This window comes from Curtobacterium sp. USHLN213, from assembly GCF_037144815.1.
Taxonomy (GTDB): Bacteria; Actinomycetota; Actinomycetes; order Actinomycetales; family Microbacteriaceae; genus Curtobacterium.
This window is the reverse complement of record NZ_JBBCYQ010000006.1, coordinates 62,257-83,277: the sequence shown is the minus strand read 5'-3', so window position 1 is coordinate 83,277 and position 21,021 is coordinate 62,257. Positions and strand designations below refer to the sequence as shown.

At 73.1% G+C, this 21,021-nt stretch carries 27 protein-coding genes; 14 read left to right on the top strand and 13 right to left on the bottom strand.

The window, feature by feature from the left end; genetic code table 11:
• Nucleotides 1-16 precede the first annotated feature (16 nt).
• Nucleotides 17-1,054, top strand: coding sequence for a dipeptidase (locus tag WFH25_RS09910; protein ID WP_336697544.1), 1,038 nt, complete (start codon nt 17-19; stop codon nt 1,052-1,054).
• A 12-nt stretch (nt 1,055-1,066) separates the two neighbouring features.
• Here WFH25_RS09910 and WFH25_RS09905 read toward each other — a convergent pair whose 3' ends face one another.
• Complete coding sequence (locus WFH25_RS09905; protein ID WP_070419454.1) at nt 1,067-1,738, bottom strand: DUF899 family protein; 672 nt, start codon at nt 1,736-1,738, stop codon at nt 1,067-1,069.
• Nucleotides 1,739-1,932: 194 nt separating this feature from the next.
• Here WFH25_RS09905 and cysK point away from each other — a divergent pair, with 194 nt between their 5' ends.
• Both cysK and epsC read left to right on the top strand, forming a co-directional pair.
• Complete coding sequence (gene cysK, locus WFH25_RS09900; protein WP_071294571.1) at nt 1,933-2,871, top strand: cysteine synthase A; 939 nt, start codon at nt 1,933-1,935, stop codon at nt 2,869-2,871.
• On the top strand, nt 2,868-3,452 hold the full coding sequence (gene epsC / locus WFH25_RS09895) for a serine O-acetyltransferase EpsC (protein ID WP_229086908.1): 585 nt from the start codon (nt 2,868-2,870) through the stop codon (nt 3,450-3,452). The genes cysK and epsC overlap by 4 nt, the downstream gene beginning before the upstream one ends.
• Nucleotides 3,453-3,462: 10 nt before the next feature.
• Here epsC and WFH25_RS09890 read toward each other — a convergent pair whose 3' ends face one another.
• Entirely contained in the window at nt 3,463-3,762 is a 300-nt protein-coding gene (locus WFH25_RS09890; protein ID WP_139201839.1) for an excalibur calcium-binding domain-containing protein, read from the bottom strand.
• Nucleotides 3,763-3,845: 83 nt separating this feature from the next.
• Here WFH25_RS09890 and WFH25_RS09885 point away from each other — a divergent pair, with 83 nt between their 5' ends.
• Nucleotides 3,846-4,229, top strand: a complete 384-nt coding sequence (locus tag WFH25_RS09885; protein ID WP_071294602.1) for an MmcQ/YjbR family DNA-binding protein — start codon at nt 3,846-3,848, stop codon at nt 4,227-4,229.
• Between the two features lie 25 nt (nt 4,230-4,254).
• On the opposite strand, the gene WFH25_RS09880 is transcribed toward WFH25_RS09885, so the two are convergent.
• Entirely contained in the window at nt 4,255-4,920 is a 666-nt protein-coding gene (locus WFH25_RS09880; RefSeq protein ID WP_083403161.1) for an MOSC domain-containing protein, read from the bottom strand.
• Nucleotides 4,921-5,016: 96 nt separating this feature from the next.
• Here WFH25_RS09880 and WFH25_RS09875 point away from each other — a divergent pair, with 96 nt between their 5' ends.
• From WFH25_RS09875 to WFH25_RS09860, 4 genes are read left to right on the top strand one after another with little or no spacing between them, the layout of a single operon-like run.
• On the top strand, nt 5,017-5,178 hold the full coding sequence (locus WFH25_RS09875; RefSeq protein WP_336697543.1) for a hypothetical protein: 162 nt from the start codon (nt 5,017-5,019) through the stop codon (nt 5,176-5,178).
• A gap of 56 nt (nt 5,179-5,234) precedes the next feature.
• Complete coding sequence (locus WFH25_RS09870; protein ID WP_070418286.1) at nt 5,235-5,789, top strand: RNA polymerase sigma factor; 555 nt, start codon at nt 5,235-5,237, stop codon at nt 5,787-5,789.
• Nucleotides 5,786-6,418, top strand: a complete 633-nt coding sequence (locus tag WFH25_RS09865) for a hypothetical protein (RefSeq protein WP_071302884.1) — start codon at nt 5,786-5,788, stop codon at nt 6,416-6,418. Before WFH25_RS09870 ends, WFH25_RS09865 begins: the two co-directional genes overlap by 4 nt.
• Nucleotides 6,415-6,723, top strand: a complete 309-nt coding sequence (locus tag WFH25_RS09860; RefSeq protein WP_336697542.1) for a hypothetical protein — start codon at nt 6,415-6,417, stop codon at nt 6,721-6,723. The genes WFH25_RS09865 and WFH25_RS09860 overlap by 4 nt, the downstream gene beginning before the upstream one ends.
• A gap of 101 nt (nt 6,724-6,824) precedes the next feature.
• On the opposite strand, the gene WFH25_RS09855 is transcribed toward WFH25_RS09860, so the two are convergent.
• From WFH25_RS09855 to WFH25_RS09820, 8 genes are all read right to left on the bottom strand, one after another.
• Nucleotides 6,825-7,973 carry a low temperature requirement protein A gene (locus tag WFH25_RS09855; protein ID WP_229086900.1) on the bottom strand — a complete coding sequence of 383 codons (1,149 nt, stop codon included), beginning with the start codon at nt 7,971-7,973 and terminating at the stop codon, nt 6,825-6,827.
• A gap of 74 nt (nt 7,974-8,047) precedes the next feature.
• The gene (locus WFH25_RS09850; protein ID WP_336697541.1) at nt 8,048-8,911 is read right to left on the bottom strand and encodes a phospholipase; all 864 of its coding nucleotides are present in this window, start codon (nt 8,909-8,911) and stop codon (nt 8,048-8,050) included.
• 284 nt (nt 8,912-9,195) lie between these two features.
• Nucleotides 9,196-9,657: a MarR family winged helix-turn-helix transcriptional regulator gene (locus tag WFH25_RS09845; RefSeq protein ID WP_070418288.1), complete on the bottom strand. Its 462-nt coding sequence runs from the start codon at nt 9,655-9,657 to the stop codon at nt 9,196-9,198.
• A 175-nt stretch (nt 9,658-9,832) separates the two neighbouring features.
• A complete protein-coding gene (locus WFH25_RS09840) occupies nt 9,833-10,483 on the bottom strand; it encodes a GntR family transcriptional regulator (protein WP_071294568.1) in 651 nt (216 codons plus the stop codon).
• A gap of 108 nt (nt 10,484-10,591) precedes the next feature.
• Entirely contained in the window at nt 10,592-11,056 is a 465-nt protein-coding gene (locus WFH25_RS09835) for a DUF1810 domain-containing protein (protein WP_336697540.1), read from the bottom strand.
• Entirely contained in the window at nt 11,053-11,898 is an 846-nt protein-coding gene (locus WFH25_RS09830) for a DUF2071 domain-containing protein (protein WP_336697539.1), read from the bottom strand. The genes WFH25_RS09835 and WFH25_RS09830 overlap by 4 nt, the downstream gene beginning before the upstream one ends.
• The gene (locus WFH25_RS09825) at nt 11,895-12,293 is read right to left on the bottom strand and encodes a DoxX family protein (RefSeq protein WP_071294565.1); all 399 of its coding nucleotides are present in this window, start codon (nt 12,291-12,293) and stop codon (nt 11,895-11,897) included. Before WFH25_RS09825 ends, WFH25_RS09830 begins: the two co-directional genes overlap by 4 nt.
• A 64-nt stretch (nt 12,294-12,357) precedes the next feature.
• Complete coding sequence (locus WFH25_RS09820) at nt 12,358-13,704, bottom strand: bifunctional phosphopantothenoylcysteine decarboxylase/phosphopantothenate synthase (protein WP_336697644.1); 1,347 nt, start codon at nt 13,702-13,704, stop codon at nt 12,358-12,360.
• 65 nt (nt 13,705-13,769) lie between these two features.
• Here WFH25_RS09820 and WFH25_RS09815 point away from each other — a divergent pair, with 65 nt between their 5' ends.
• Nucleotides 13,770-14,558: an NRDE family protein gene (locus WFH25_RS09815; RefSeq protein ID WP_336697538.1), complete on the top strand. Its 789-nt coding sequence runs from the start codon at nt 13,770-13,772 to the stop codon at nt 14,556-14,558.
• Between the two features lie 59 nt (nt 14,559-14,617).
• The gene (locus tag WFH25_RS09810; RefSeq protein WP_336697537.1) at nt 14,618-15,328 is read left to right on the top strand and encodes an SGNH/GDSL hydrolase family protein; all 711 of its coding nucleotides are present in this window, start codon (nt 14,618-14,620) and stop codon (nt 15,326-15,328) included.
• A 48-nt stretch (nt 15,329-15,376) separates the two neighbouring features.
• Here WFH25_RS09810 and WFH25_RS09805 read toward each other — a convergent pair whose 3' ends face one another.
• A complete protein-coding gene (locus WFH25_RS09805; protein WP_070418294.1) occupies nt 15,377-16,285 on the bottom strand; it encodes an SDR family oxidoreductase in 909 nt (302 codons plus the stop codon).
• Nucleotides 16,286-16,395: 110 nt separating this feature from the next.
• Between WFH25_RS09805 and WFH25_RS09800 the strand changes: the two genes are divergently transcribed.
• The 3 genes from WFH25_RS09800 (at nt 16,396) to WFH25_RS09790 (ending at nt 19,044) form a co-directional block, all read left to right on the top strand.
• The gene (locus tag WFH25_RS09800; RefSeq protein ID WP_336697536.1) at nt 16,396-17,505 is read left to right on the top strand and encodes an LLM class flavin-dependent oxidoreductase; all 1,110 of its coding nucleotides are present in this window, start codon (nt 16,396-16,398) and stop codon (nt 17,503-17,505) included.
• A 133-nt stretch (nt 17,506-17,638) separates the two neighbouring features.
• Nucleotides 17,639-18,262, top strand: a complete 624-nt coding sequence (locus WFH25_RS09795) for a hypothetical protein (protein WP_070418295.1) — start codon at nt 17,639-17,641, stop codon at nt 18,260-18,262.
• Between the two features lie 290 nt (nt 18,263-18,552).
• Entirely contained in the window at nt 18,553-19,044 is a 492-nt protein-coding gene (locus WFH25_RS09790; RefSeq protein WP_070418296.1) for a pyridoxamine 5'-phosphate oxidase family protein, read from the top strand.
• A 70-nt stretch (nt 19,045-19,114) separates the two neighbouring features.
• On the opposite strand, the gene WFH25_RS09785 is transcribed toward WFH25_RS09790, so the two are convergent.
• Nucleotides 19,115-20,359 carry a hypothetical protein gene (locus WFH25_RS09785; RefSeq protein ID WP_336697535.1) on the bottom strand — a complete coding sequence of 415 codons (1,245 nt, stop codon included), beginning with the start codon at nt 20,357-20,359 and terminating at the stop codon, nt 19,115-19,117.
• A 249-nt stretch (nt 20,360-20,608) separates the two neighbouring features.
• Here WFH25_RS09785 and WFH25_RS09780 point away from each other — a divergent pair, with 249 nt between their 5' ends.
• Complete coding sequence (locus tag WFH25_RS09780) at nt 20,609-20,998, top strand: RidA family protein (RefSeq protein WP_070418297.1); 390 nt, start codon at nt 20,609-20,611, stop codon at nt 20,996-20,998.
• Nucleotides 20,999-21,021: the final 23 nt, after the last annotated feature.

The following is a 21,021-nucleotide window of genomic DNA, read 5'->3' as shown; positions in this document are numbered from 1 at the left end:
CGGTAGCGTCGTGGCCATGACGTTCGACGCGCTCCCGTTCCCGGTCATCGACGGACACAACGACCTGCCCTGGGAGCGGCGCGAGACCCACGACTCCGGGGTCGAGGGCATCGACTCCGAGCAGGGGTCCCTGCACACCGACCTGCCGAAGCTCCGTGCCGGCGGGGTCGTCGGGCAGTTCTGGTCGGTGTTCGTCCCCACCGACGTCCCCGATCCCGTCCGCGCGACGCTGCAGCAGGTCGACCTCGCACACCGGATCATCGAGCGGTACCCGGAGTCGCTCACCCTCGCCCGGACCGCGGCCGAGGTCGTCGCGGCCGTCGACGCCGGGCGCACCGCGTCGCTGCTCGGCGCCGAGGGCGGCCACTCGATCGGTGACGACCTGGCGGTGCTCCGCGACCTCGCCCGGCTCGGGGTCCGGTACATGACCCTCACGCACAACGACGACACACCCTGGGCCGACTCGGCCACCGGCTCCCACCCGCACGGCGGCCTGACCGACCGCGGGCGCGAGGTCGTGGCAGAGATGGAGCGGATCGGGATGCTCGTCGACCTGTCGCACACGTCGCCGGAGACCATGCGCGACACCCTCGACGTCGCCACGCAGCCCGTGGTGTTCAGCCACTCGTCGACGATCGCGGTGAACGACCACCCGCGGAACGTCCCGGACGACGTGCTCGCCCGCCTGCGCGACAACGGCGGTGTGGTGATGATCACCTTCGTGCCGAAGTTCGTGTCCCGGGCGTGGGCCGACTGGGAAGACGCCGGTTCGGTGGGGGAGCCCCCGCTCGTCACGGTGTCGGACGTGGCGGACCACGTCGAGCACGCGCGCGAGGTCGCCGGCGCGGCGCACATCGGGCTCGGCGGCGACTACGACGGGACGCCCGTGCTGCCGCCGGACCTGCGGGACGTGTCGCGGTACCCGGTGCTGGCGGCGGAACTGCAGCGTCGTGGCTGGGGCCCGGAGGACCTGCGTGCCCTGGCCGGGGGCAACGTGCTGCGGGTGCTCGCGGCGACGGACGAGCGGTTCGCGCGGACGGCGCACGTGCGCTGACCGGCGGCCCGGTCAGCCGTAGGTGGGGTACTGCGGCCACCCCTCGGGACTGTCCTCCCAGTCCTGCTGCCGCCCGTACACCGTGCGGTCCATGATGTGCGGCACCGGCAGGATCGCCTCCGTCCCGCGCGCACCGGTCGCGTAGGTCAGGTACGGCACACCGTCGCGCAGCAGGTAGTACGAGTACCCGGGCACCGGGCCGTCCCAGTCGTCGCTGTGCACGGTCCAGCCCCAGTCGTCGTGGTAGCTCGTCGCGCCGGACGACACCCACGTGTGCGGCCACCCGTGCTGCTGCCGCCAGGCCTCGAGCCGCTCGATCGGCCCCTCGGAGACCATCGCGAACGCGATCCCCTCGTCGTCGAGCCGGCCCATGTCGGCGGGCAGGTTGTCGACGGCCCACGTGCAGCTCGGGCAGCCGGCGTCCCAGTCCCGTCCGTACATGACGTTCTGCACGAGGAGCAGGTACTTCCCGGCGAACAGCTCCGTCAGTCGCACGGGACCGTCGGGACCCGTGAACTCGTAGTCGTCGACGCGGACCATCGGGAGCCGTCGGCGCGCGGCCGAGACGCGGTCGCCGTGGCGGGTGAGTTCCTTCTCGTCGCGCACCTGCGCGGCGAGCGCCGTGTCGAACGCTGCGCGGTCGACGACGGGTGGCGTGGCGTCGGGTTGCTGCTCCTTGGACATGGCGACCTCCTCGTCGTTGCGGCGCACGGTACGCGCGTCGCGGTCGCGACGTGACGGACAGGAGGCGCGGCGTGCGCCCGATGCGGAGCACGCGTCACGAGGCAGCACCATCCGGGGTCCGATCGCTAGGATCGCAGCGCACGCCGTGCCTCCAGGGCGGAGGCACGCGACCTGACCCGAAGAGGACGGTACCGATGAGCGGCACGATCCACGACAACATCTCGCAGGCGTTCGGGAACACGCCGCTGGTCCGGCTGAACCGCCTCCCGAAGGAGGGCGGCGCCGAGGTCCTGGCGAAGCTCGAGTTCTACAACCCGGGTGCGAGCGTGAAGGACCGGCTCGGCGTCGCGATCATCGACGCGGCCGAGGAGTCCGGCGAGCTGCAGGCCGGCGGGACGATCGTCGAGGGGTCCTCCGGCAACACGGGCATCGCGCTCGCTCTGGTCGGCGCTGCTCGCGGGTACCGGGTCGTCATCACGATGCCCGAGACGATGAGCGTCGAGCGTCGCGCCCTCATCCGCGCGTACGGTGCCGAGATCGTCCTCACCCCGGGGCCGGAGGGCATGAAGGGCGCGGTGTCGAAGGCGGAGCAGATCGTCGCCGAGACGCCCGGCGCGATCCTCGCCCACCAGTTCGAGACGCCGGCGAACGCGGCCATCCACCGGAAGACGACGGCGGAGGAGATCCTCCGCGACACCGAGGAGCACGTCGACGTGTTCGTCGCGGGCGTCGGCACGGGCGGCACGATCACCGGTGTCGGCCAGGTCCTCAAGGAGCGCGTGCCCGGTGTGCAGATCGTCGCGGTGGAGCCGAAGGACTCGCCGCTGCTGACCGAGGGCAAGGCGGGTCCGCACAAGATCCAGGGCATCGGCGCGAACTTCATCCCCGAGGTCCTCGACCAGTCGGTCATCGACGAGGTGTTCGACGTCGAGCTGGACGACGCGCTCCGGGTCGCCCGCGACCTCGGCACGCAGGAGGGCATCCTCGCGGGCATCTCGTCCGGCGCGATCATCCACGCCGCGATCGAGATCGCCGCACGCCCGGAGAACGCGGGCAAGCGGGTCGTCGCGATCGTGTGCGACACCGGTGAGCGCTACCTGTCGACGGTCCTCTTCGAGGGGCTCACTGCGTGAGTCGTCCCGCCCGACGAGGCGTGCTGCGGACCGTCCGGGAGGACCTGGCCGCAGCACGCCGCGGTGACCCCGCGTCCCGTGGCGACCTCGAGAACGCGATCGTCTACTCGGGACTGCACGCCGTCTGGACCCACCGACTGACGCACCGGCTCTGGATCGCCGAGGGCCTGCCGGGGTCGCGGTTCGCGGCCCGGGTCCTCGCGCAGGTCGCCCGGTCGGTCACCGGCATCGAGATCCACCCCGGTGCCCGCATCGGCCGCCGGTTCTTCATCGACCACGGCATGGGGGTCGTCATCGGGGAGACCGCGGTGGTCGGCGACGACGTCGTGCTCTTCCACGGGGTGACCCTCGGCGGCCGCGGGGGCGACCACGGGCCCGGAGCCCGTCGGCACCCGGCGGTGGGGGACCGCGTCGTGCTCGGTGCCGGGTCGTCGCTCATCGGCGCGATCACGGTCGGCGCGGACTCCGTCGTCGGCGCGAACACGGTGGTGACGAAGGACGTCCCACCGGGGTCGGTCGTGACGGGTGTCGCCGGGACGGCGCGCCCGCGCTCGGGACACGAGGGCGTCCCGCCCCTCTGACCAGTCGGGGTCAGCTCTTCTCGCAGGCGATCCCGTCGCCGTCGGCGTCCATCTTCTTGTTCGCCGCGTACAGCGCGTCGTCCTTCTTCACCGTGCCCTTGAGCGCCCGGTACGTGACCTTGCCCTTCGAGGTGACGCGGTTCTTCGTGACGGACTTCTTCGCGATCCCGCCCGAGTACACCTTCTGCACGGCGGTGCAGTTCTTGTAGACGGTGGGGGCGGCCTGCGCGGTCGAGGCGCCGCCGACGACGGCGGTCGCAGCGAGCACGGCGGTGGCGGCGGCGATGCTGAGGGTTCGGGTGATGTGCACGGCCTGAGGATAGTTCGGGACCGGGGTCCGCACGCACCCCAGAACGAGGTGCACCGTCGGCGGTCCGGTGCATGCTGGAGCACATGGACGGCGAGACGCTGCACGAGGTCGCGATCCGCACCGCGATGGCCCTGCCCGCGGTGGCGGAGACCCAGCCCTTCGGCGAAGGCGCGTTCGTCTACAAGGTCGTCGGCAAGATGTTCGTGATGACCTCTGAGCTCCGCGGCGTGCCGATCGTGAACCTCAAGTGCGCGCCGCCCCACGGTGCCGCCCTGGTGCGCGACCACGCCGAGATCACCCCGGGCTGGCACATGAACAAGCAGCACTGGATCACGCTGTCACCCGGGGACGGCATCGACGAGACCCTGGTCGAGGACCTCGTCGGCAACGCGTACGACCTCGTCGTCGCGAAGCTGCCGCAGGCGAAGCGCCCGATCGACCCCGTGCGCCGGACGCAGCAGGACTGACCGCGGCACGGCGGACCGCCCGCACTCAGGCGGTCGCGCGCGCCAGGACCTTCGACACGTCCCGGACGACCTTCGGCGCGAGCCCACCCGTCCCCGGGCCACCGGGACCCGTCCCGCGCCCCGACGACAGCACGGCCTGTGCCTGCTCGGGCGTCAGGCCCGTGAAGAGCTGGCCGATCGTGACGCCGTGGTCCGGTCGGTGGGTGACGACGACCGGGTCGCCGGCGGACACGGGCCCGGACCGCACCACGCGGAGGTAGGCGCCGGGGCGGCCCTCCTCCGTGAACCGCTTGACCCACTTGTCCACCCGCATCCGGCGGGCGAAGGTGCCGCAGGGGATCCGCGGGATCGTGACCTCGAGCTCGAGGGTCTCGCCGATCCGCCAGCGTTCCCCCGTCACGGCCCCGGTGACGTCGACGCCCGTCGTGCGCAGGTTCTCGCCGAACAGCCCCGGCGGGACGTCCCGGTCGAGCAGGTCCGCGAAGTACGCCGCGTCCTCGTCCGCGTAGGCGTACACCGCCTGGTCCTCGCCACCGTGGTGCTTCCGGTCCGCCTGCACGTCGGCGTACAGCCCGAGCGGACGGACCCGGACGGGGCCGTCGACGGGGCGCTTGTCGATCGCGGTGACCCCGATGGTGCCGGAGTCGGGCAGCAGGCGGTCGACGCGGCAGACGGCGGTGACGAGGGACATGCCCCCAGCCTGCCGCAGAACCCGCGAACGCAGAAGTGTGACGATCCGGCTGTTCGTTCCGTCCCATCGGTGAGCACCCCGATGGAGGACCCCGTCATGACCGACACCGCACCCGCAGCACACCTCGCGACCACCGCGCTCGTCCGCGTCGGGCACGAGCACCTCCTGGCGCAGGCACGCGTCCGGTCGCTGTCCGCGCGGCCCGTCGGCCCGATGAAGGTCCGCCGCACGCACGGACACCCGGCCCACGCGGCCTAGCGGCACGACGGCACCGCACTCAGGAACCCCCGACCCCACACCAGTAGAAGGAAAGCGTGCACCACCAGCCCCTCACCGACCTCGACGACGCCGTCCTCGCTGGTCGATCGTCCGACGGCGACGTCCGGGCGTTCGAGGTCCTCATCCGGCGCCACACCCCCCTGCTCCGTGCCTACGCGCGCCGGACCCTCGGCTCGACCGACGAACTCGACGACGTCGTGCAGGAGACGTTCATCACCGCCTGGAACCAGCTCGACACGCTCCAGGACGGCGCCCGCGTCAAGGCGTGGCTCATGCGCATCCTCAGCCGGAAGTGCATCGACCGCATCCGGGCCCGGCGGTTCCACGACGACGTCACCGAGCTCGAGGTCGAGGCACCGGCGGACGACGCACCCGAACGCGTCGCCGAGGCCCGCTCCCGCGAGGAAGCGGTCGAGACGGCGCTCGCCGAACTCCCCGAGGCGCAGCGCCGCACGTGGGTGATGAAGGAAGTGCTCGAGTACTCGTACGAGGCCATCGCGGAGGAACTGGACCTCCCGACCTCGACCGTCCGGGGACTGCTGTCCCGGGCGCGCAAGAACATGATCCGTCTCATGGAGGGATGGCGATGACCGAACCCGATCCCGTCCGGCTCGACTCCCTCGAACCCGACGACCTCGACGGCCACACGATCGACGAGCTGGCCGACTACCTCGACGCCGGCATGCAGCCGGCCGACCCGAGCATCGACCACTCCGCCGCGTGCCAGAACGCCCTCGCCGCCATCGTGCGGCTCCGGCAGTCCTCGCTCGGCTCGCTCGAGGCCGCTGCCGAACAGGAAGCACCCGCCGACGAGTCGTGGATCAGCGGCGTGCTCGCGAACATCTCGCTCGAGGCACGCGCCGGCCGTGACGTCCCGCTCCGCCCGGCGGCGCCCACCGAACGCCCGGTCATGACCGAGGGCGCCATCCGCTCGCTCGTCCGGACCGCCGGCGACGCGGTGCCCGACGCCCTCATCGCGCGGTGCACGCTCGAGGGCGACGTCACCGAGCTCGGTGCCCCAGTGCGCATCGTCGTCGAGATCGCCGTCCGCGCCGGGTCGACGATCCAGCGCGTGGCGTCGGACATCCGCGAGACCGTCGCCGAGGTCCTCGCGACCGAGACCGACCTGCTCGTCGAGTCCGTGGACGTCGTGGTGCGCGACCTGCTGCCACCGTCCGACGACGAGCCGGACCCCGACGCCGAGGAGGAACGAGCATGAGCAGCCACGACGAGACCTTCGCCGCGATCGAGGCAGCGGTCGTCGCGGTCCCCGGGGTCGCGGAGCTCTACCGGGCACGCCCGACGCTCGGCAGCGCGGTCGGTGCCGCAAAGAGCCTCGCGACCCGCACCACGGTCGCGCGCGTGGTGCTCGACGACGACGTGCTCCGCATCGTGATCGGCACCGACGGTTCCGTCCCGGCACCCGAGACGGCACGCGCGGCACACCTCGCGGCGCTCGCCGCCGCGACCGAGCACGGTCTGCCGCTCAGCCGGGTCGACGTGCGGATCGCGCGCGTCGGCTGACGCACCCGCCTGCGGTTCGGGAGGGACGACGTGGGCCCGCGCCGCGCCTCCCGTCCGTCAGCCGGTCACCGTCACGGGCCCCGCTCTCGTCCGCCCGCGGGTCACGGTCGCCGGTCGGCGACCTCCAGCACGACGACCACGGCGGCGACGAGCAGTGCCGTCGCCACGAGGGACACCGACGGCACGGCGGTGCTCGCGAGCACCGCGAGCGCGAGTGCCACGACGACGACGTTCCAGCCGAGGCTGAGCGACGGCCGGAGCGCCAGCGCCCAGATCGACAGCACGAACAACGCGACCGGCACGGCGATCGTGGCCGCGACGGTCGCGTGCGACAGGTCGGCCTCGCCCGCGTCGGCGCTCACCGCGACCTCGATCCCCGCCGGGAGTGCCCCGGCGGCGGCGAAGACCAGGTAATGACCGTAGCCGAACAGGAGCGCGGTCGGCAGGGACCGGATGTGGTCGTGCTGCTCGCGGGAGAAGTAGATCCACCACAGTCCGGCGACGATCACGAGCCCGCACGCCGCCAGCACGAGGAGCGACCCGAGGTGGTCGGCGTGCGCGATGCCGTCGATGACTGCGTTCGCCGAGGCCACGAGCCCCTCGCCGAGGACGATCAGCGTGAAGAGGGAGTACCGCTCCGCGATGTGCCGGGTGTGCCACGGGGTGGTCTGCGTGCCGGCCTCCGCGAACGGCGGGACGAGGACCTCGAGCAGGATGAGCACCGGGATCACACCCCACGAGACGCCGTCCGGCAGCAGGAGCGCGAGCACCCAGAGCACCTGCACGACGACGATGCCGCCGGCGTACCGGAGTGCGGTCCGCCGGTACTCCGACGACGACGCGGCGACCCGGAGCCACTGCCCGACGAGGGCGAGCCGCATGATGACGTAGCCGAGCACGACGACCGTGGTCGACCCCTCGACCATCGCGGCGTGCACCCCGGCGGCGAGCACGAGCACCCCCGCCATCTGCACGAAGGTCATCACGCGGTAGAGCCAGTCGTCGGTGTCGAACGAGGTGGCGAACCAGGTGAAGTTGAGCCACGCCCACCAGATCGCGAAGAAGACGAAGGCGTACGCGAGGACGGCCGACGAGACGTGCCCCTCGACCTCGATCTCGTGCAGGTTCGTCGCGGCGAACCCGACGGCGACCACGAAGACGAGGTCGAAGAGGAGCTCGAGGGGGCTGGCCGCGCGGTGTGCCTCGGTGGGGTCGCGGGGAGCCATGCGGCGGAGTCCGATGGTGGTCACCTGCGTATGCCTACACGACGAACGACCCCGGGTGCAGGACCCGGGGTCGTTCGTCGCGCGTGCCTGGCGTCGGCTCAGTAGAAGTTCGACGCCTGCGAGTGCGACCACGCGGCGCACGGGGTGCCGTACGCGTCGCTGATGTACTGCAGGCCCCAGGTGATCTGGGTGGTCGCGTTCGTCCGCCAGTCGGACGCGATCGTGGCCATCTTCGACCCGGGGAGCGCCTGCGGGATGCCGGTCGCGCCGCCGTTCGCGTTGACGGCCTGGTAGTTCCAGCCGGACTCCTTGGTCCACAGGTTGTCGAGGCACTGGAACTGGTCGGAACCCCAGCCGTACTTCGACGAGGCGAGCGAGCTCGCGGTCGCCTTGGCGCCCTCGACCGTGTTCGCGGCGGCCTGCTTGCGCGCGGCCTCGGCGGCTGCTGCCCGTTCGGCCGCGGCGCGCTTCGCTGCGGCGGCAGCGGCGGCCTTCGCGTCGGCGTCCTGCTTGTCCTGCGCGGCGCTGGCGTCCGCGACCGCCGTCGTGGCGTCGACCGTCGAGGAGATCCGCGAGGTCAGTGCCGCGCCGAAGAGCTTCCGGTAGTCGTCGAGCGCGTCGATGCGGCGCTCGAGGACGCCGGTGTCGGTCTTCTCGTTCGCCGAGTCGGCGATCGTCTCGGCCGTGGCGATGGTCGCCGCGGCCTGGGCCCGGTCGAGCGCGGTCCCGGCGAGTGCCGGTGCCGCGGTCGCGCTGGCGGTCGGCATGCCGAGGGCCTCGCCGATCGCGGGCTGCGTGCCGACGGTGGCGATGCCTCCGGCGACCGCGAGGACGGCGGCCCCGCCCACGATGAGCGTGGTGGGGCGGCGGAGCGCGCGGCGGAGGCGCCGGTTGGGGGAGTTCAGGGCCTCACGTCGGGTCGAGGCGGTGGTGGTGGGGAGGTCGGTGTTGCGTCCTGTCATCGATTCCGGTGGTCGGCCGGCTCGTGGTGCGTGACTCGTGACGCTGCACGCGGGGTGGGGGAGCGCGCAGGGGTGCGGATGAACGAGACGTCCGTCGTCAGGAGTTCGCGAGCCGGGGGAGGACCGGACGGTGGTGTGGGGCCCGTCCGTCCGCCGACGGGCGACCGTGGGGTGGCCGCCGCTGGGCGAAGCCGCCACGATGACCGGTGTTGCTGGATGCACCGTCCAGTTTGTCTGGCAGAACCGTCCGTCCACCCGTTGGTAACGGTTCGGTAACGGCCCGATCAGGCCCGGGAGGTGTGAGCTTCCTGGGTGCGCTCGCCCTGTGCCACGCGTTCGAGGGCGTCGAGCGCGGCGGCGATGGCGTCGACGTCGGTGTCGGGCAGTTCGGCGATGAGCTCGGCGACGATGCCGGTGCGGGTGGAACGGGCTCGCTCGACCGCTGCGATGCCCTCGGGGGTGGCCGTCACCATGAACGCCCGACCGTCTCGGGGGTCCGCCTCGCGCTCGATGAACCCGCGCTGCTCGAGCTCGGTCAGGATGCGGGTCATCGTCGGCTTCGTGACGACCTCGATCCGCGACAGGTCGCCCGGGCGCAGGGGTCCCTCGCGCTGGATCGTCGCCAGCGCCGAGACGATGCCGTACCCGAGCGAGGCCGAGTCCGTGCGGGCCCGCCGGTTGATCCGGCCGACCGCCGCGGCGAGGCGCGCGGCGATCTCGGTACGGTCCGGCTGGCGGTGGCTCATACGGTGCTCCGGGTCGCTCGACGGGGTGGTCGGGGCGATGCTACCGGCTCGTCGGACGGTGTGACTGGGAGCGTCGCGCGGGTCGCCGCGCTGTCGCCGACCGCCGTGGCGGACGGAGCACGCCCGCCTCGCGAGGGCGAGACGGGCGTGTTCCTGTACGGGAGTTCAGGCGGTGTCAGCGTTTCTCGCCGGGGAGCAGGTGGATCGCCTCGGTCGCGAGCTCGGCCTCGATGTTGTCCCCGGACGCGGTGGCCTCACGCAGACGGCGGAAGTCGGCCGTCATCTGGTCCCAGTCGACGAGTTCGTCGAGGTTCGGCAGCCGCAGGCGGAACGCGAGGCCGTCCATGGTGTCCCGGCAGACGCGCTGGAGGTTCTCGTTGCCGCACTCCTCGACGTAGCGGGCGAACACCGCGAGGGCGTCACGGTTCACCGCGGCGACGTCGTGCGACTCGTAGTCCGCGATCGTGGCGTCGAGCTGGGCGAGGATCTTCTTCTTCGCGCTCGCACCGAGGCGCGGGACCGCCAGCCGCACGACCCCGCCGAACAGGACGCCCAGGGTCTGCAGCGCCTCGACCACCTCGGTCGGGTCCGGCGTGGTGACGCGGGTGTAGCGGTTCGGCGCCATCTCGATCAGGCCGGCGCGTGCGAGCTGGCTCAGTGCTTCGCGGATCGGGGTGCGGGAGACACCGAGCCAGGCGATGAGCTCGTCGTCGTTGAGCCGCTCGCCGGGCTCGAGCGTGCCGTCCATGATCGCGGCGTGGATCTTGAGCCGGACGGTGTCGCGGAGCAGCTGGTGCTCGGTCGGTGCACTGCTGGGGACCGGCATGCGGGTTCCTCCGGGATCGTGGCGTCGGCGGGCGTCCCACCGGTCGGTGCGGACGCACGGTTCACCGTACCTGATATGTGAACGGTGTCCCTGTCGGCTCGGAGCGTGTCAGTCGTGGGGGTGGAGCAGCCGGAGGGTCACCGGGTCCTCGGTGCCGTCGTACCAGCGGTCGAGGACGGCCCGGAACGGCTCCGGGTCGGCGGCGGCCGCGGCGAACAGGGTCATGGACGACCGGAGCTTCAGCGCGTCGATGCCCCCGAGCAGGTCGTCGGCGGTCCGGGCCGGGGCGGACTCCGCCGCACGGGTCGCCTCGAGCAGCCGCGGGCCGAGGACGGGGTGGTCGAGGTACGCCCGGGTCTCGTCGAGGCCGTCGAGTGCGTACCGCTGCGCGGTGGGCGAGCGGCCGAGCCCGGCGAGCTGGGGGAACACGAACCACATCCAGTGCGACGACTTCCGGCCGCGCCGCAGCTCGGCGAGCGCGGTGTCGTGCACACCGTGCTGCGCGCGGACGAACCGGTCGAGGTCGAACCGGTCCGTGCCGTGCTGGTCGGTGTCGTGCGGATCGTCGCTCACCGGACCACGTCCCCCCAGGCGTAGCGGACGGTCGTGCCGTCCACGACGAGCAGCGAGTCGGGTTCGCGGTCGAGGAGCCCGGGCATCCCGACGGCGTCGGGCAGGTCGCCGCCGAGCCGCTCGAGCCGTGCCGACCGGATCGTCAGCGGCGGGTGCTGGCGCTGCCAGAACAGCGTCTGCGCGAGGTGCCGGGCGTGGATGCCCTGTCGGGTGGTGAGGTCCGTCGCCAGCCGGTCGTCGACGACGTCACCGGCCACGACCCGGACGGTGGCGTCGTGGCGGGGTCGTACCGCGCCTCCTGGCCCACCCGTGTTGCCCGGCCAGACCGGACCGCCGGGCCACGCCGCGCCGGACCCTGGTCCGCCCCGGCGTCCGCGGAGCCAGCGGACCGGGTGGAGGGAGCGTGCCGGGTGCCGCACCGACCGGTAGGACAGCGTGTCCCCACGACGTCGCGCCCGCGCGTGCGCGAACGTGTACGGCACCCCGAGCAGGGCGTGCGCCGCCACGATCGCGGGCACGTTCGCGGTGTCGACCGTGCGGTAGGCGACCCCGCGGCGACCGCGGTCGTCGACGGTGAGCACCTCGATCGTCACCTCGGTCATCGAACCGAGGCGTCCGGAGGGCGGGAACGGCGGCACCCGGGTCTCGCGGAAGACGTACGCCGTCAGGCCGGCCCACGCGCTGCCGTCGACGACGTCGGGGCGGGTGCCGCGCGGCACCAGACGCGCGAGCGACTCGGGGTCGTGACGCCAGTGCGCGAAGACGACGTCCTCCCAAGCGTGCACCGTCACCGGTCGGTGCAGCAGGGGGACCGCTGCTCGGTCCCGCGCGGGCTCGGTCACCGTCGTGGCGCGTGCCGGCCGACGCGCACGGCCCAGGCGACGAGGGGTGCCTGCAGCGGCAGGCGGAGCACCGACACGAGCCGCATCGCCCGCGTCGACCGCGGGCTGTCGAGCAGGTCGTTCGCCATCTTCACGTTCGCGGGGAAGACGGCGAGGAACAGCGCGGCGGCCGCCCAGCCCGCGGCACGGCGGGTGGCCGGGATCGCCAGGCCGGTCGCGATGCCGAGCTCGGCGGCGCCGGACGCCAGGGTGGTCAGGCGCGGCGGGAGGGCGTCCGGGACGATCCGGTCGTAGCCCCTCGGTCGCAGGAAGTGGGTGACGCCGGCCCCGCCCAGCACGACGGCGAGGAGGGTGGCGGTCCGGGTGGCGCGTCGTGCGCGCTCGCGTCGTCGCATGCGTCCATGGTGCCCGCGGCGCGCTCGGGACGCACGGAGAGTCCCCAGGTCGGCTCAGGTCAGCTCAGGTCAGTGCGGTCGCGACCAGGTCAAGGACGACCGTCGCGACGTCGGCCTTGCTGCCGGAGGCCTCGCGGACCACCTCGCCGCCGGGGACGAGCACCTCGACGGCGTTCTCCTCGCGTTCGAACCCCGCGGACCAGCCGACGTGGTTCACGACGAGCATGTCCGCCGGCTTGCGGGCGATCTTGGCGCGGCCGAGCTCGATGCGCGCGGCACGGTCGGGTTCGGTCTCCGCCGCGAAGCCGACGATGATCTGGCCGGTCCGGCGGGACGCGACGAGGTCGGCGAGGACGTCGGGGTTCCGCACCAGCTCCAGCGTCATGGTGTCGCCCTGCGCCTCCTTCTTGAGCTTGTCGGCTCGCACCTCGGCGGGCCGGTAGTCGGCCACGGCCGCGGTCATCACGACGACGTCGGCATCGGCTGCTGCGGCGTGGACGGCGTCGGCGAGCTCCAGGGCGGATCCCACCGGCACGACGGTCGCGTCGAGTCCGGCGGTCAGCGACGCGTCCACGTTCGCGCTCACGAGCGTCACGGCTGCGCCGCGTCGGGCCGCGTCGGCGGCGATCGCGACGCCCTGACGACCGCTCGAACGGTTGCCGACGAACCGGACCGGGTCGAAGGGCTCGCGCGTGCCGCCGGCGCTCACGACGACGCGGACACCGGCGAGGTCGCCGAGCTCGCCGCGGGCGCCGGTGGTCCCCGCCTTCTCGGCGGCGGCTGCGGTCGGCGGGAGGGCGGTGTCGGTCGGGAGGCGCGGGTCGTCCCCGTCGCCGCGACCCGCGTCCGTCGGGTGGTCCGCGCCGGTCCGGCCGGCCGGTGCCGGGTCGTCCAGCACCGCGAGTGCCCCGGCGACGATGTCCTCGGGCTCCGCCATCCGGCCGATCCCCGCGTCGTCGCCCGTCAGGGCCCCGACCACGGGGCCGACGAACCGGACGCCGCGCTCCCGCAGGGTCTGGACGTTCGCCCGGGTCGCTGGGTGCTCCCACATCTGCGGGTGCATCGCGGGAGCCACGACGACGGGCGCCTCGGTCGCGAGCAGTGTCGTGCCGAGCAGGTCCCCGGCGAGCCCCGCGGTCATCCGGGCGAGCGCGTCCGCGGTGGCGGGGGCGACGACCACGAGGTCCGCCCGGCGCCCGAGCGAGACGTGGCGCACCTCGGCGACGTCCTCGAACACGCTCGTGGTGACCGGGTTGCGGCTGAGCGCCTCGAGGGTCGGCAGCCCGACGAAGCGGAGCGCGCCCTCGGTCGGGACGACGTGCACGTCGTGTCCCCGCTTGACGAGGTCGCGGACCACGCCGACGGCCTTGTACGCGGCGATGCCCCCGGTGATCCCGACGACGACGGTCAGACGGCGCTCTGTTGCTGCGTTCACACCGGTCACGCTACCCGGCACGTCGTGCGAGGATCGATCCCATGTGCACCGTCGTCGTCCGCGTCGACCCCGGGTCCGAGTGGCCCGTCACGATGCTCGCCATGCGCGACGAGTCGCCGGAGCGGCCGTGGGACCCGCCGGCAGCCTGGTGGCCCGAGCGCGACCCGTCGATCCGCGGCGTCCGCGACCGTTCGGCGGGCGGGGCGTGGCTCGCGGCGTCCGACGGCGCCGGGCTCGCGGTCGTGCTCAACCGGGGCGAACCGGTGCCGAGCGACGACGGCACGTGGACCACCCGCGGGGTCGTCCCGCTCGACGCGGTCACCGGGGCGCTCCCCGGCCACGACGGCACCCTGCCCACGACGCGCGCGTTCAACCTCGTGCGGGCGACGGCCGACGGCGCCGAGGTCACGACCTGGGACGGCACCGAGGTCCGGACGACCGCGCTCGGCCCCGGCGTGCACATGGTCACGCACGGCGAGCCGGACGACCCCGCGGCGCCGCGCATCGGGCGGTGGCTCGACGCCTTCCGTGCCGTGGACGCTCCGGTCGGGCCGCCGGTGCTCGGCCCCTTCGACGAACTGCGGGCGGCCGACGCCGGTGCCGACGCCGGCGACGGGTGGGGCGGCTGGTTCGGACTGCTCGCCGGGTCGGCGTCGCTGCCGGCCGACGACCCGGACGCGATCCTCCGGGACGCGCACGAGCCGGACGGGCACTTCGCGACGCTGTCGATCGTCGCCGCGGCGGTCGGCCCCGGACGCACCGTCCTGCAGCACGCGCGGCTGACCGAGCCCGGCCGGTTGGACGGTTCGGTCGAGCTGCACCGCGCCTGAGCGCACCCGCAGCGCGCACCCGCGGCCGGGCATGGCCGGAGCGCGTACCTTCACCGTTCGTGACCACCGCAACCCGGAGCGTGCTCGCCGTCCTCACGGCGGTCGTCGTGGCCGTCTCCCTCGGGGCGTGCGCCTCGAGCCCGCCGGCCGCTGCCGACGCGACGTCCCACCCGACGGCGACGACCCGCCCCTGGGACGACGCCGCGGGTGTCGGCGTGGTGGTCGTCGGCGACTCGATCAGCGGCGGGCACGGCCTCACCACCGCCGAGGCATGGCCGGCCGTCGTCGCGGACGCCCAGGGCTGGTCGCTCACGAACCTGTCGTGCGACGGTGCCGGTGTGGCTGCCCTCGGTGACGACGACGACTGCGCGAGCGACTACGCGACCATCGTCGGGCGTGCGGTCGACCTCCGTCCCGAGGTCGTCCTCGTGCAGGCGAGCTCGAACGACCTCGGACTCGACACCGCCGAGGTCCGGAGCGCCACCGACCAGGTCGTCGACGAGGTGCACCGTCGGCTGCCGCACGCGCGGCTCATCGGCCTCAGCGCCATCTGGAACCAGGACGCCCCGCCCGCGCAGCTCGCGTCCGTCTCGGGGGCGCTCCGGCACGCCCTCGCCCGCGAGGGCGGCACCTACGTCGACATCGGCGAGCCGCTGCGGGGGCACCCGACGTGGATGCAGTCCGACGACGTGCACCCGACCGTGCGCGGACAGCGGGCCATCGCGGCGGCGGTGACGGCCGCGTTCGAACGCGACCACGTGCGGTTCTGACGGCGGACGGGCGGGGACGAGCCGCGCCTCCTGGACCGTCCGGACGACTCAGACGGGCGGGGTGGTCCCGGTGAGGTCCTCGGCGACCGCCCAGAGGGAACGCGCCAGGTCGGCCTTCCGTGCCGAACCGGGGATCGACACGGTCGTGGTCGGCCCGACGAGCCCGAACGGCCCCGACGGTCCGTAGTACGCCCCGCCGACCGCGTTCGGCCCGACCGCGGCGTACAGCAGCGGCTCGGAGCCCTGCTCGACGTCCTGCGTGAAGGGCAGCGCGCGGTTCGAGGACCGGACCGGCTTCGACCGACCGAGCGACCGCCCCGCCGACTGCAGGTTCGTCCGGGTGTAGCCGGGGTGCGCGGCGGTGCTCACGAGCGGCCAGTCGAGCTCGACCGACAGCCGGTGCAGGTGCAGCGCCAGCAGCAGGTCGGCGAGCTTCGACTGCGCGTACGCCCGCCAGCCGTTGTAGCCGCGCTCCCACTGCAGGTCGTCGAAGCGGATCCGGCCGGGGATCGCCGCGAGGCTCGACATCGTGGCGACCCGGGCGTCCGGCGAGCGCAGCAGCGTCGGGAGCAGCAGGTTCGTCAGGGCGAACGGGCCGAGGAAGTTCGTGCCGAACTGCAGCTCGAAGCCGTCGACCGTCTCGAACCGCTTCGGGGGCGCCATCACCCCGGCGTTGTTGACGAGGACGTCGAGCGTCCGGTCGTCCGCAGCGATGCCCGCGGCGAACCGTCGGACACTCGCGAGGTCGGCGAGGTCGAGCTCCCGCACCTCGACGTCGGCGCCGGGGTGCGCGGCACGGATGTCGGCTGCGGCCTGGTCGCCCTTCGCGGTCGTGCGGACGGCGAGGACGACGGACGCGCCGGCTGCGGCGAGGCGGGTGGCGGTCTCCTTGCCGGTTCCGCTGTTCGCGCCGGTGACGACGATGCGGCGGCCGGTCTGGTCGGGGATCTGCGGCATGGGCGTGACCGTACTCCGCCGGGGGTGCGGATCCGGTGCGAGGGTGCTAGATTGATGCGAACGCATGAACATGCAGATGCATGGACGTGCGGTCGGGAGGACAGGACACCATGAGCAACGCATTCGGCACCGACCGCCCCTCGGACGTGCCACCGCCCGCACCCGAACGGATCGGCCCCGTCCAGCTCGGCCTCGACACCTTCGGCGACGTCACCGAGCTCCCCGACGGCAGCGTCAAGTCGGACGCCCAGAGCATCCGCGACGTCGTCGACCAGGCAGTCCTCGCCGACCAGACCGGCCTCGACTTCATCGGCGTCGGCGAGCACCACCGTGCCGACTTCATCGTGAGCGCCCCCGAGGTCGTCCTCGCCGCGATCGCCGCCCGGACCTCCTCGATCCGGATCGGGTCCGCCGTCACCGTGCTCTCGTCCGACGACCCCGTGCGCGTGTACGAGCGCTTCGCCACCGTCGACGCAATCTCGAACGGCCGTGCCGAGGTCATCCTCGGCCGCGGGTCCTTCACCGAGTCCTTCCCGCTCTTCGGGTACGAGCTCTCCGACTACGAGGTCCTCTTCGAGGAGAAGCTCCAGCTCTGGGCAGCCCTCCGCGGCGGCGACGCGGTCACCTGGTCCGGCACGAAGCGCGCCTCGCTCGTCGACCAGGACGTCTACCCGAAGCTCGAGCACGGCCCCATCCCGACCTGGATCGGCGTCGGCGGGTCCCCGCAGTCCGTCATCCGTGCGGCGTCGTACGGTCTGCCGCTGTTCCTCGCGATCATCGGCGGGCAGCCGGCGCAGTTCGCGCCGTTCTCTCGCCTGTACCGCCAGGCGCTCACGCAGCTCGACCTGCCGCAGCAGCCGATCGCGATGCACTCGCCCGGGTTCGTCGCCGCCACCGACGAAGAGGCGGCCGAGCGCTACTGGCCGTACCACAAGGCCGTCACCGACCAGCTCGGTCGGGAGCGCGGCTGGCCGCCCCTGGACGTCGCCGGCTACCGTGCCGGGCTGTCCGCGGGCGGGTCGCTCTACGTCGGGTCGCCGGAGACGGTCGCCCGGAAGATCGCGCGGAACATGCGGATCCTCGGCGTCTCGCGGTTCGACATGCGGTACGCGACGGGGCGTCTGCCGCACGAGGACATGATGCGGTCGATCGAGCTCTACGGCACGCAGGTCGCGCCGCGGGTGCGCGAGCTGCTCGCGGCGCCGGTGCCGGTCGCGTAGGCGCCGGGTCGACCGCGGCGGTGCGGCCGGGTCGGTCGGGTCGGCCGGGTCCGTCGGGGTCCGTCCGGCGGGTCTGGAGGCGCGGCTCGGCCCGTCCGCGCCGCTCACGGGGTCGCCGGGTACGGTCCAGGGCATGTCGTCACGCCCCGCTGCACTCGAACGTCGGTTCCGTGGTCGGATCATGGGCGTCGGCACGACCTCGGGCATCCGCATCGTGGTCGGCATGTGGGAGCGCTCGCCGTTCGGAGCCTTCACGGACGTCTTCCTCGAGCTGCCGGACGGCTCCTCGGTGCTCCTCGCGCCCGACGAGATCGTGGCCGCGTACGTCTCCGGGACCTACCGGTTCGACACGGTCTCGGTCGTCGACGTCTCGGCTCGCCGGACCGCCAGGGGACTCGAGCTGTCGGCGGGCGCCCTCGAGGCCTCCATCGACGTCGGCACGATCTCCCCGCTCGGGAGGGTGCTCCGCATCGTCCCCAAGCAGATCGCCCGCGACCCCCGGTGGCTCGCCGCGATCGACCCGGTCGCACGGCTCGTCGCTCCCGGGTCGGGGACCGCGGGGTCGGCGGGCAACGGGCGTCGCGAGTACTACGGCGTGACCGGGGCGCACGACGTCACGGGCGTGCGGGGGACCTGGGCGGGGGAGTCGCTCGGGTCGTTGGCGCCGCTCGACCCGCCGGTGGCGTTCGGGTTCGCCTCGATGCCGCGGATCCCGCAGGTCGTCGACGTCGAGACGACCATCCGCGAGCCGGTCTGAGGCGCGGGCGGGCGTCCGGGTCCCACCGCGTTTCCGACGTTCCGCCAGTCGATCCACTCGCGTGCTGTCGCTCGTTGCGCACGCATCCGATGCTCGTGCATGCTCCGACATCCCATCCGTCGATCGACGTGCGGAACGTCGAACCCCGCCCGCGACCGCGCCCGCACGGCCCCGCAGCCCCGTCCGCCGGACGCGCTCAGCGTCGAGGGGCAGACTGGCCGGAACGGACAGCGCCCCGAGGGCCGGCCGCACGTCGAGCACAACGGGGCGCACGACGCGAGAGGAGCACCATGACCGACACAGAGGCAGACCAGCGCGCAGCCATCTCGGACATCGTCCACGGAGCCCACACGGCACTCCTGACGACCGTGAGCGAGGACGGCCAGCTCCACGCACGGCCGCTCGCCGTGCAGGACAAGGCGTTCCACGGCACGCTCCGCTTCCTCGTGCAGGACGGGAGCGAGAAGGTCGAGGACATCGCCCGGAACCCACACGTCAACGTCGCGATCGAGTCGCAGGGCGGGTACCTGTCGATCGCCGGCACCGCGACGGTCAGCCAGGACGACTCCGTCATCGACGAGCTGTGGTCCCCGTTCGCCGAGGCCTGGTTCCCGGACGGCCGCGAGGACCCCTCGATCCGACTCCTCACCGTCGAGGGCGACTCGGTCGAGTACTGGACGCAGGACACCGGCCCGGTCGGCAGCCTCGTGCAGACCCTCAAGGCCGCCATCGGCAAGCAGAGTCAGCCGGACACCGGCGACCACGGCACGATCGAGCTCTAGCGCCGAAGACGCACGCCCGGCACCACGCCCGGTCCCCGCACCCCGCGGGGGCCGGGCGTCGTCCGTTCGGTCACGGCGGGCCGAGCAGCCACAGCACGGCGACGAGCACCGGCTGCCCGAGCACCGCGCAGACCACCAGGGTCCACCGCATCCACGGCTTCGCCACGAGCTCCGGCGACCCGAACAGCGGCGCGAGCGGCATCAGGAGCCGGGGCGTCGAGGCCATCGGCAGCGACACCGCGAAGACGTAGAGCGCGTACGAGGCCGAGAAGACCACGGTCGTGAACCCGAGGCGCCGGGTCGACCGACGCAGCAGCCAGACCGGGTACGACACGAGCAGGAACACCACGATGAGGATCCCGCCCACGCCCAACCACCGGCCGGCGATGAGGAACCACGGCGTGAGCGGCATGAAGTCCACCCGCCCGATGAAGTTCACCCACCAGGACATCTCGGTCTCGAGGTAGGCGTTCGGCGACCCGGTCACGTGCGCGGCGATGAGCGGCCACGCGAACCCGGCGACCACCATCACGACGCCGGCGGCCACGACCCGCACGCGCTCCGCCACGGGGAACGCGTCGAGGGACCGGACCCCCTCGGTCCGACGCGCCCGGATCCACCGCACCAGCGCGATGATCCCGAGGACGAGCGGGATCGCCAGGGCTCCGGGCCGGGTGAACGCGGCGACGACCCCGAGCACCGTGAGGAGCCCGTACCGCCGACGGTCGAGCGCGAGGAGCGCCCCGAACACGAGGGCGAGGAACATGCTCTCGGCGTACCCGACCTGCAGCAGGAACGACAGCGGACCGCACGTGAAGAAGAAGACCGCCCACATGGCCGCCGCCGACCCCGCACGGTCGCGGACGAGCCGGTGCAGCAGGTAGGTGGCGAGGAGTCCGGCGAGGAGTGCGATCGCCGGTGCGCCGACGTCGAACGGCACACCGGTCGACGCGGTCAGCATCCGGATCGTGAAGGGGAACGCCGGGAGGAACGCCCACGCGTTCTGCGCGACGTGGCCCGCGGCGTCGAGCGGCAGGGTCGTCGGGTACCCGTGCACCGAGATCTGCTCGTAGTACTGCCCGTCCCACGCCGTCAGGAAGTTGAGGAAGCCGTGGTCGTTGCCCCAGATCGCGTTCTCCGGCAGGGCGCGCCCGATGAGCGGGAACGCGAGCGCCAACCAGAACGTCGACACGATGCGCCCGCCGGTCCACACCAGGAGCACGGCGGCCCACGCCGGCAGGGCGGTCGCGAGGTCGAGGACACGGCGGCGTCCGCTCGCGATCGACTCCGTCAGGGTCCCGTCCAGGCGGCTCACCGCGGCGCTCCGCGGTGTTCGGGCATGGCAGAGGGCACGGTACGAGCGTAGACGGCGATTGCCTGGGTGTTCCTCACGGCTCGGCTCGGGAGGCGCGACTCGCGTTCTGCAGACCGGAACGAGCCCGACGGCCGGCCGGGTCCGGCGCGGGGCGCTCACCTAGCCTGGGAGCGTCGTCCTCCGGCCGCGACGGCGCGGTCGGTGCCGTGGGCGACGTCCGACCGACCCCGATCGACACCGAGGAGCACCGTGCCGAACAAGACCGCCATCGTGACCGACAACGCGCCGAAGCCCGCCGGCCCGTACAGCCAGGGGATCGTCGCGAACGGCTTCCTCTACACCGCCGGCTTCGGCCCGCAGGACCCGGCCACGGGCGAGATCGCCGACGACGTCGCCGGTCAGACCGCCCAGGTGCTCGCGAACGTCGCCGCCGTCCTGGCCGAGCACGGCGCCACGCTCGACGACGTCGTGAAGTCGACCGTCCACCTCGAGCACTCCGACCGCGACTTCCCCGCCTTCAACGAGGAGTACGCCAAGCACTTCTCGCAGCCGTACCCGGTCCGCACCACGGTGCAGTCGCACCTGGCGAACATCCTCGTCGAGATCGACGTCGTGGCGGTGCTCCCGACGGCGGAGTGACCCGGCCGGCCCGGCGTGATCGC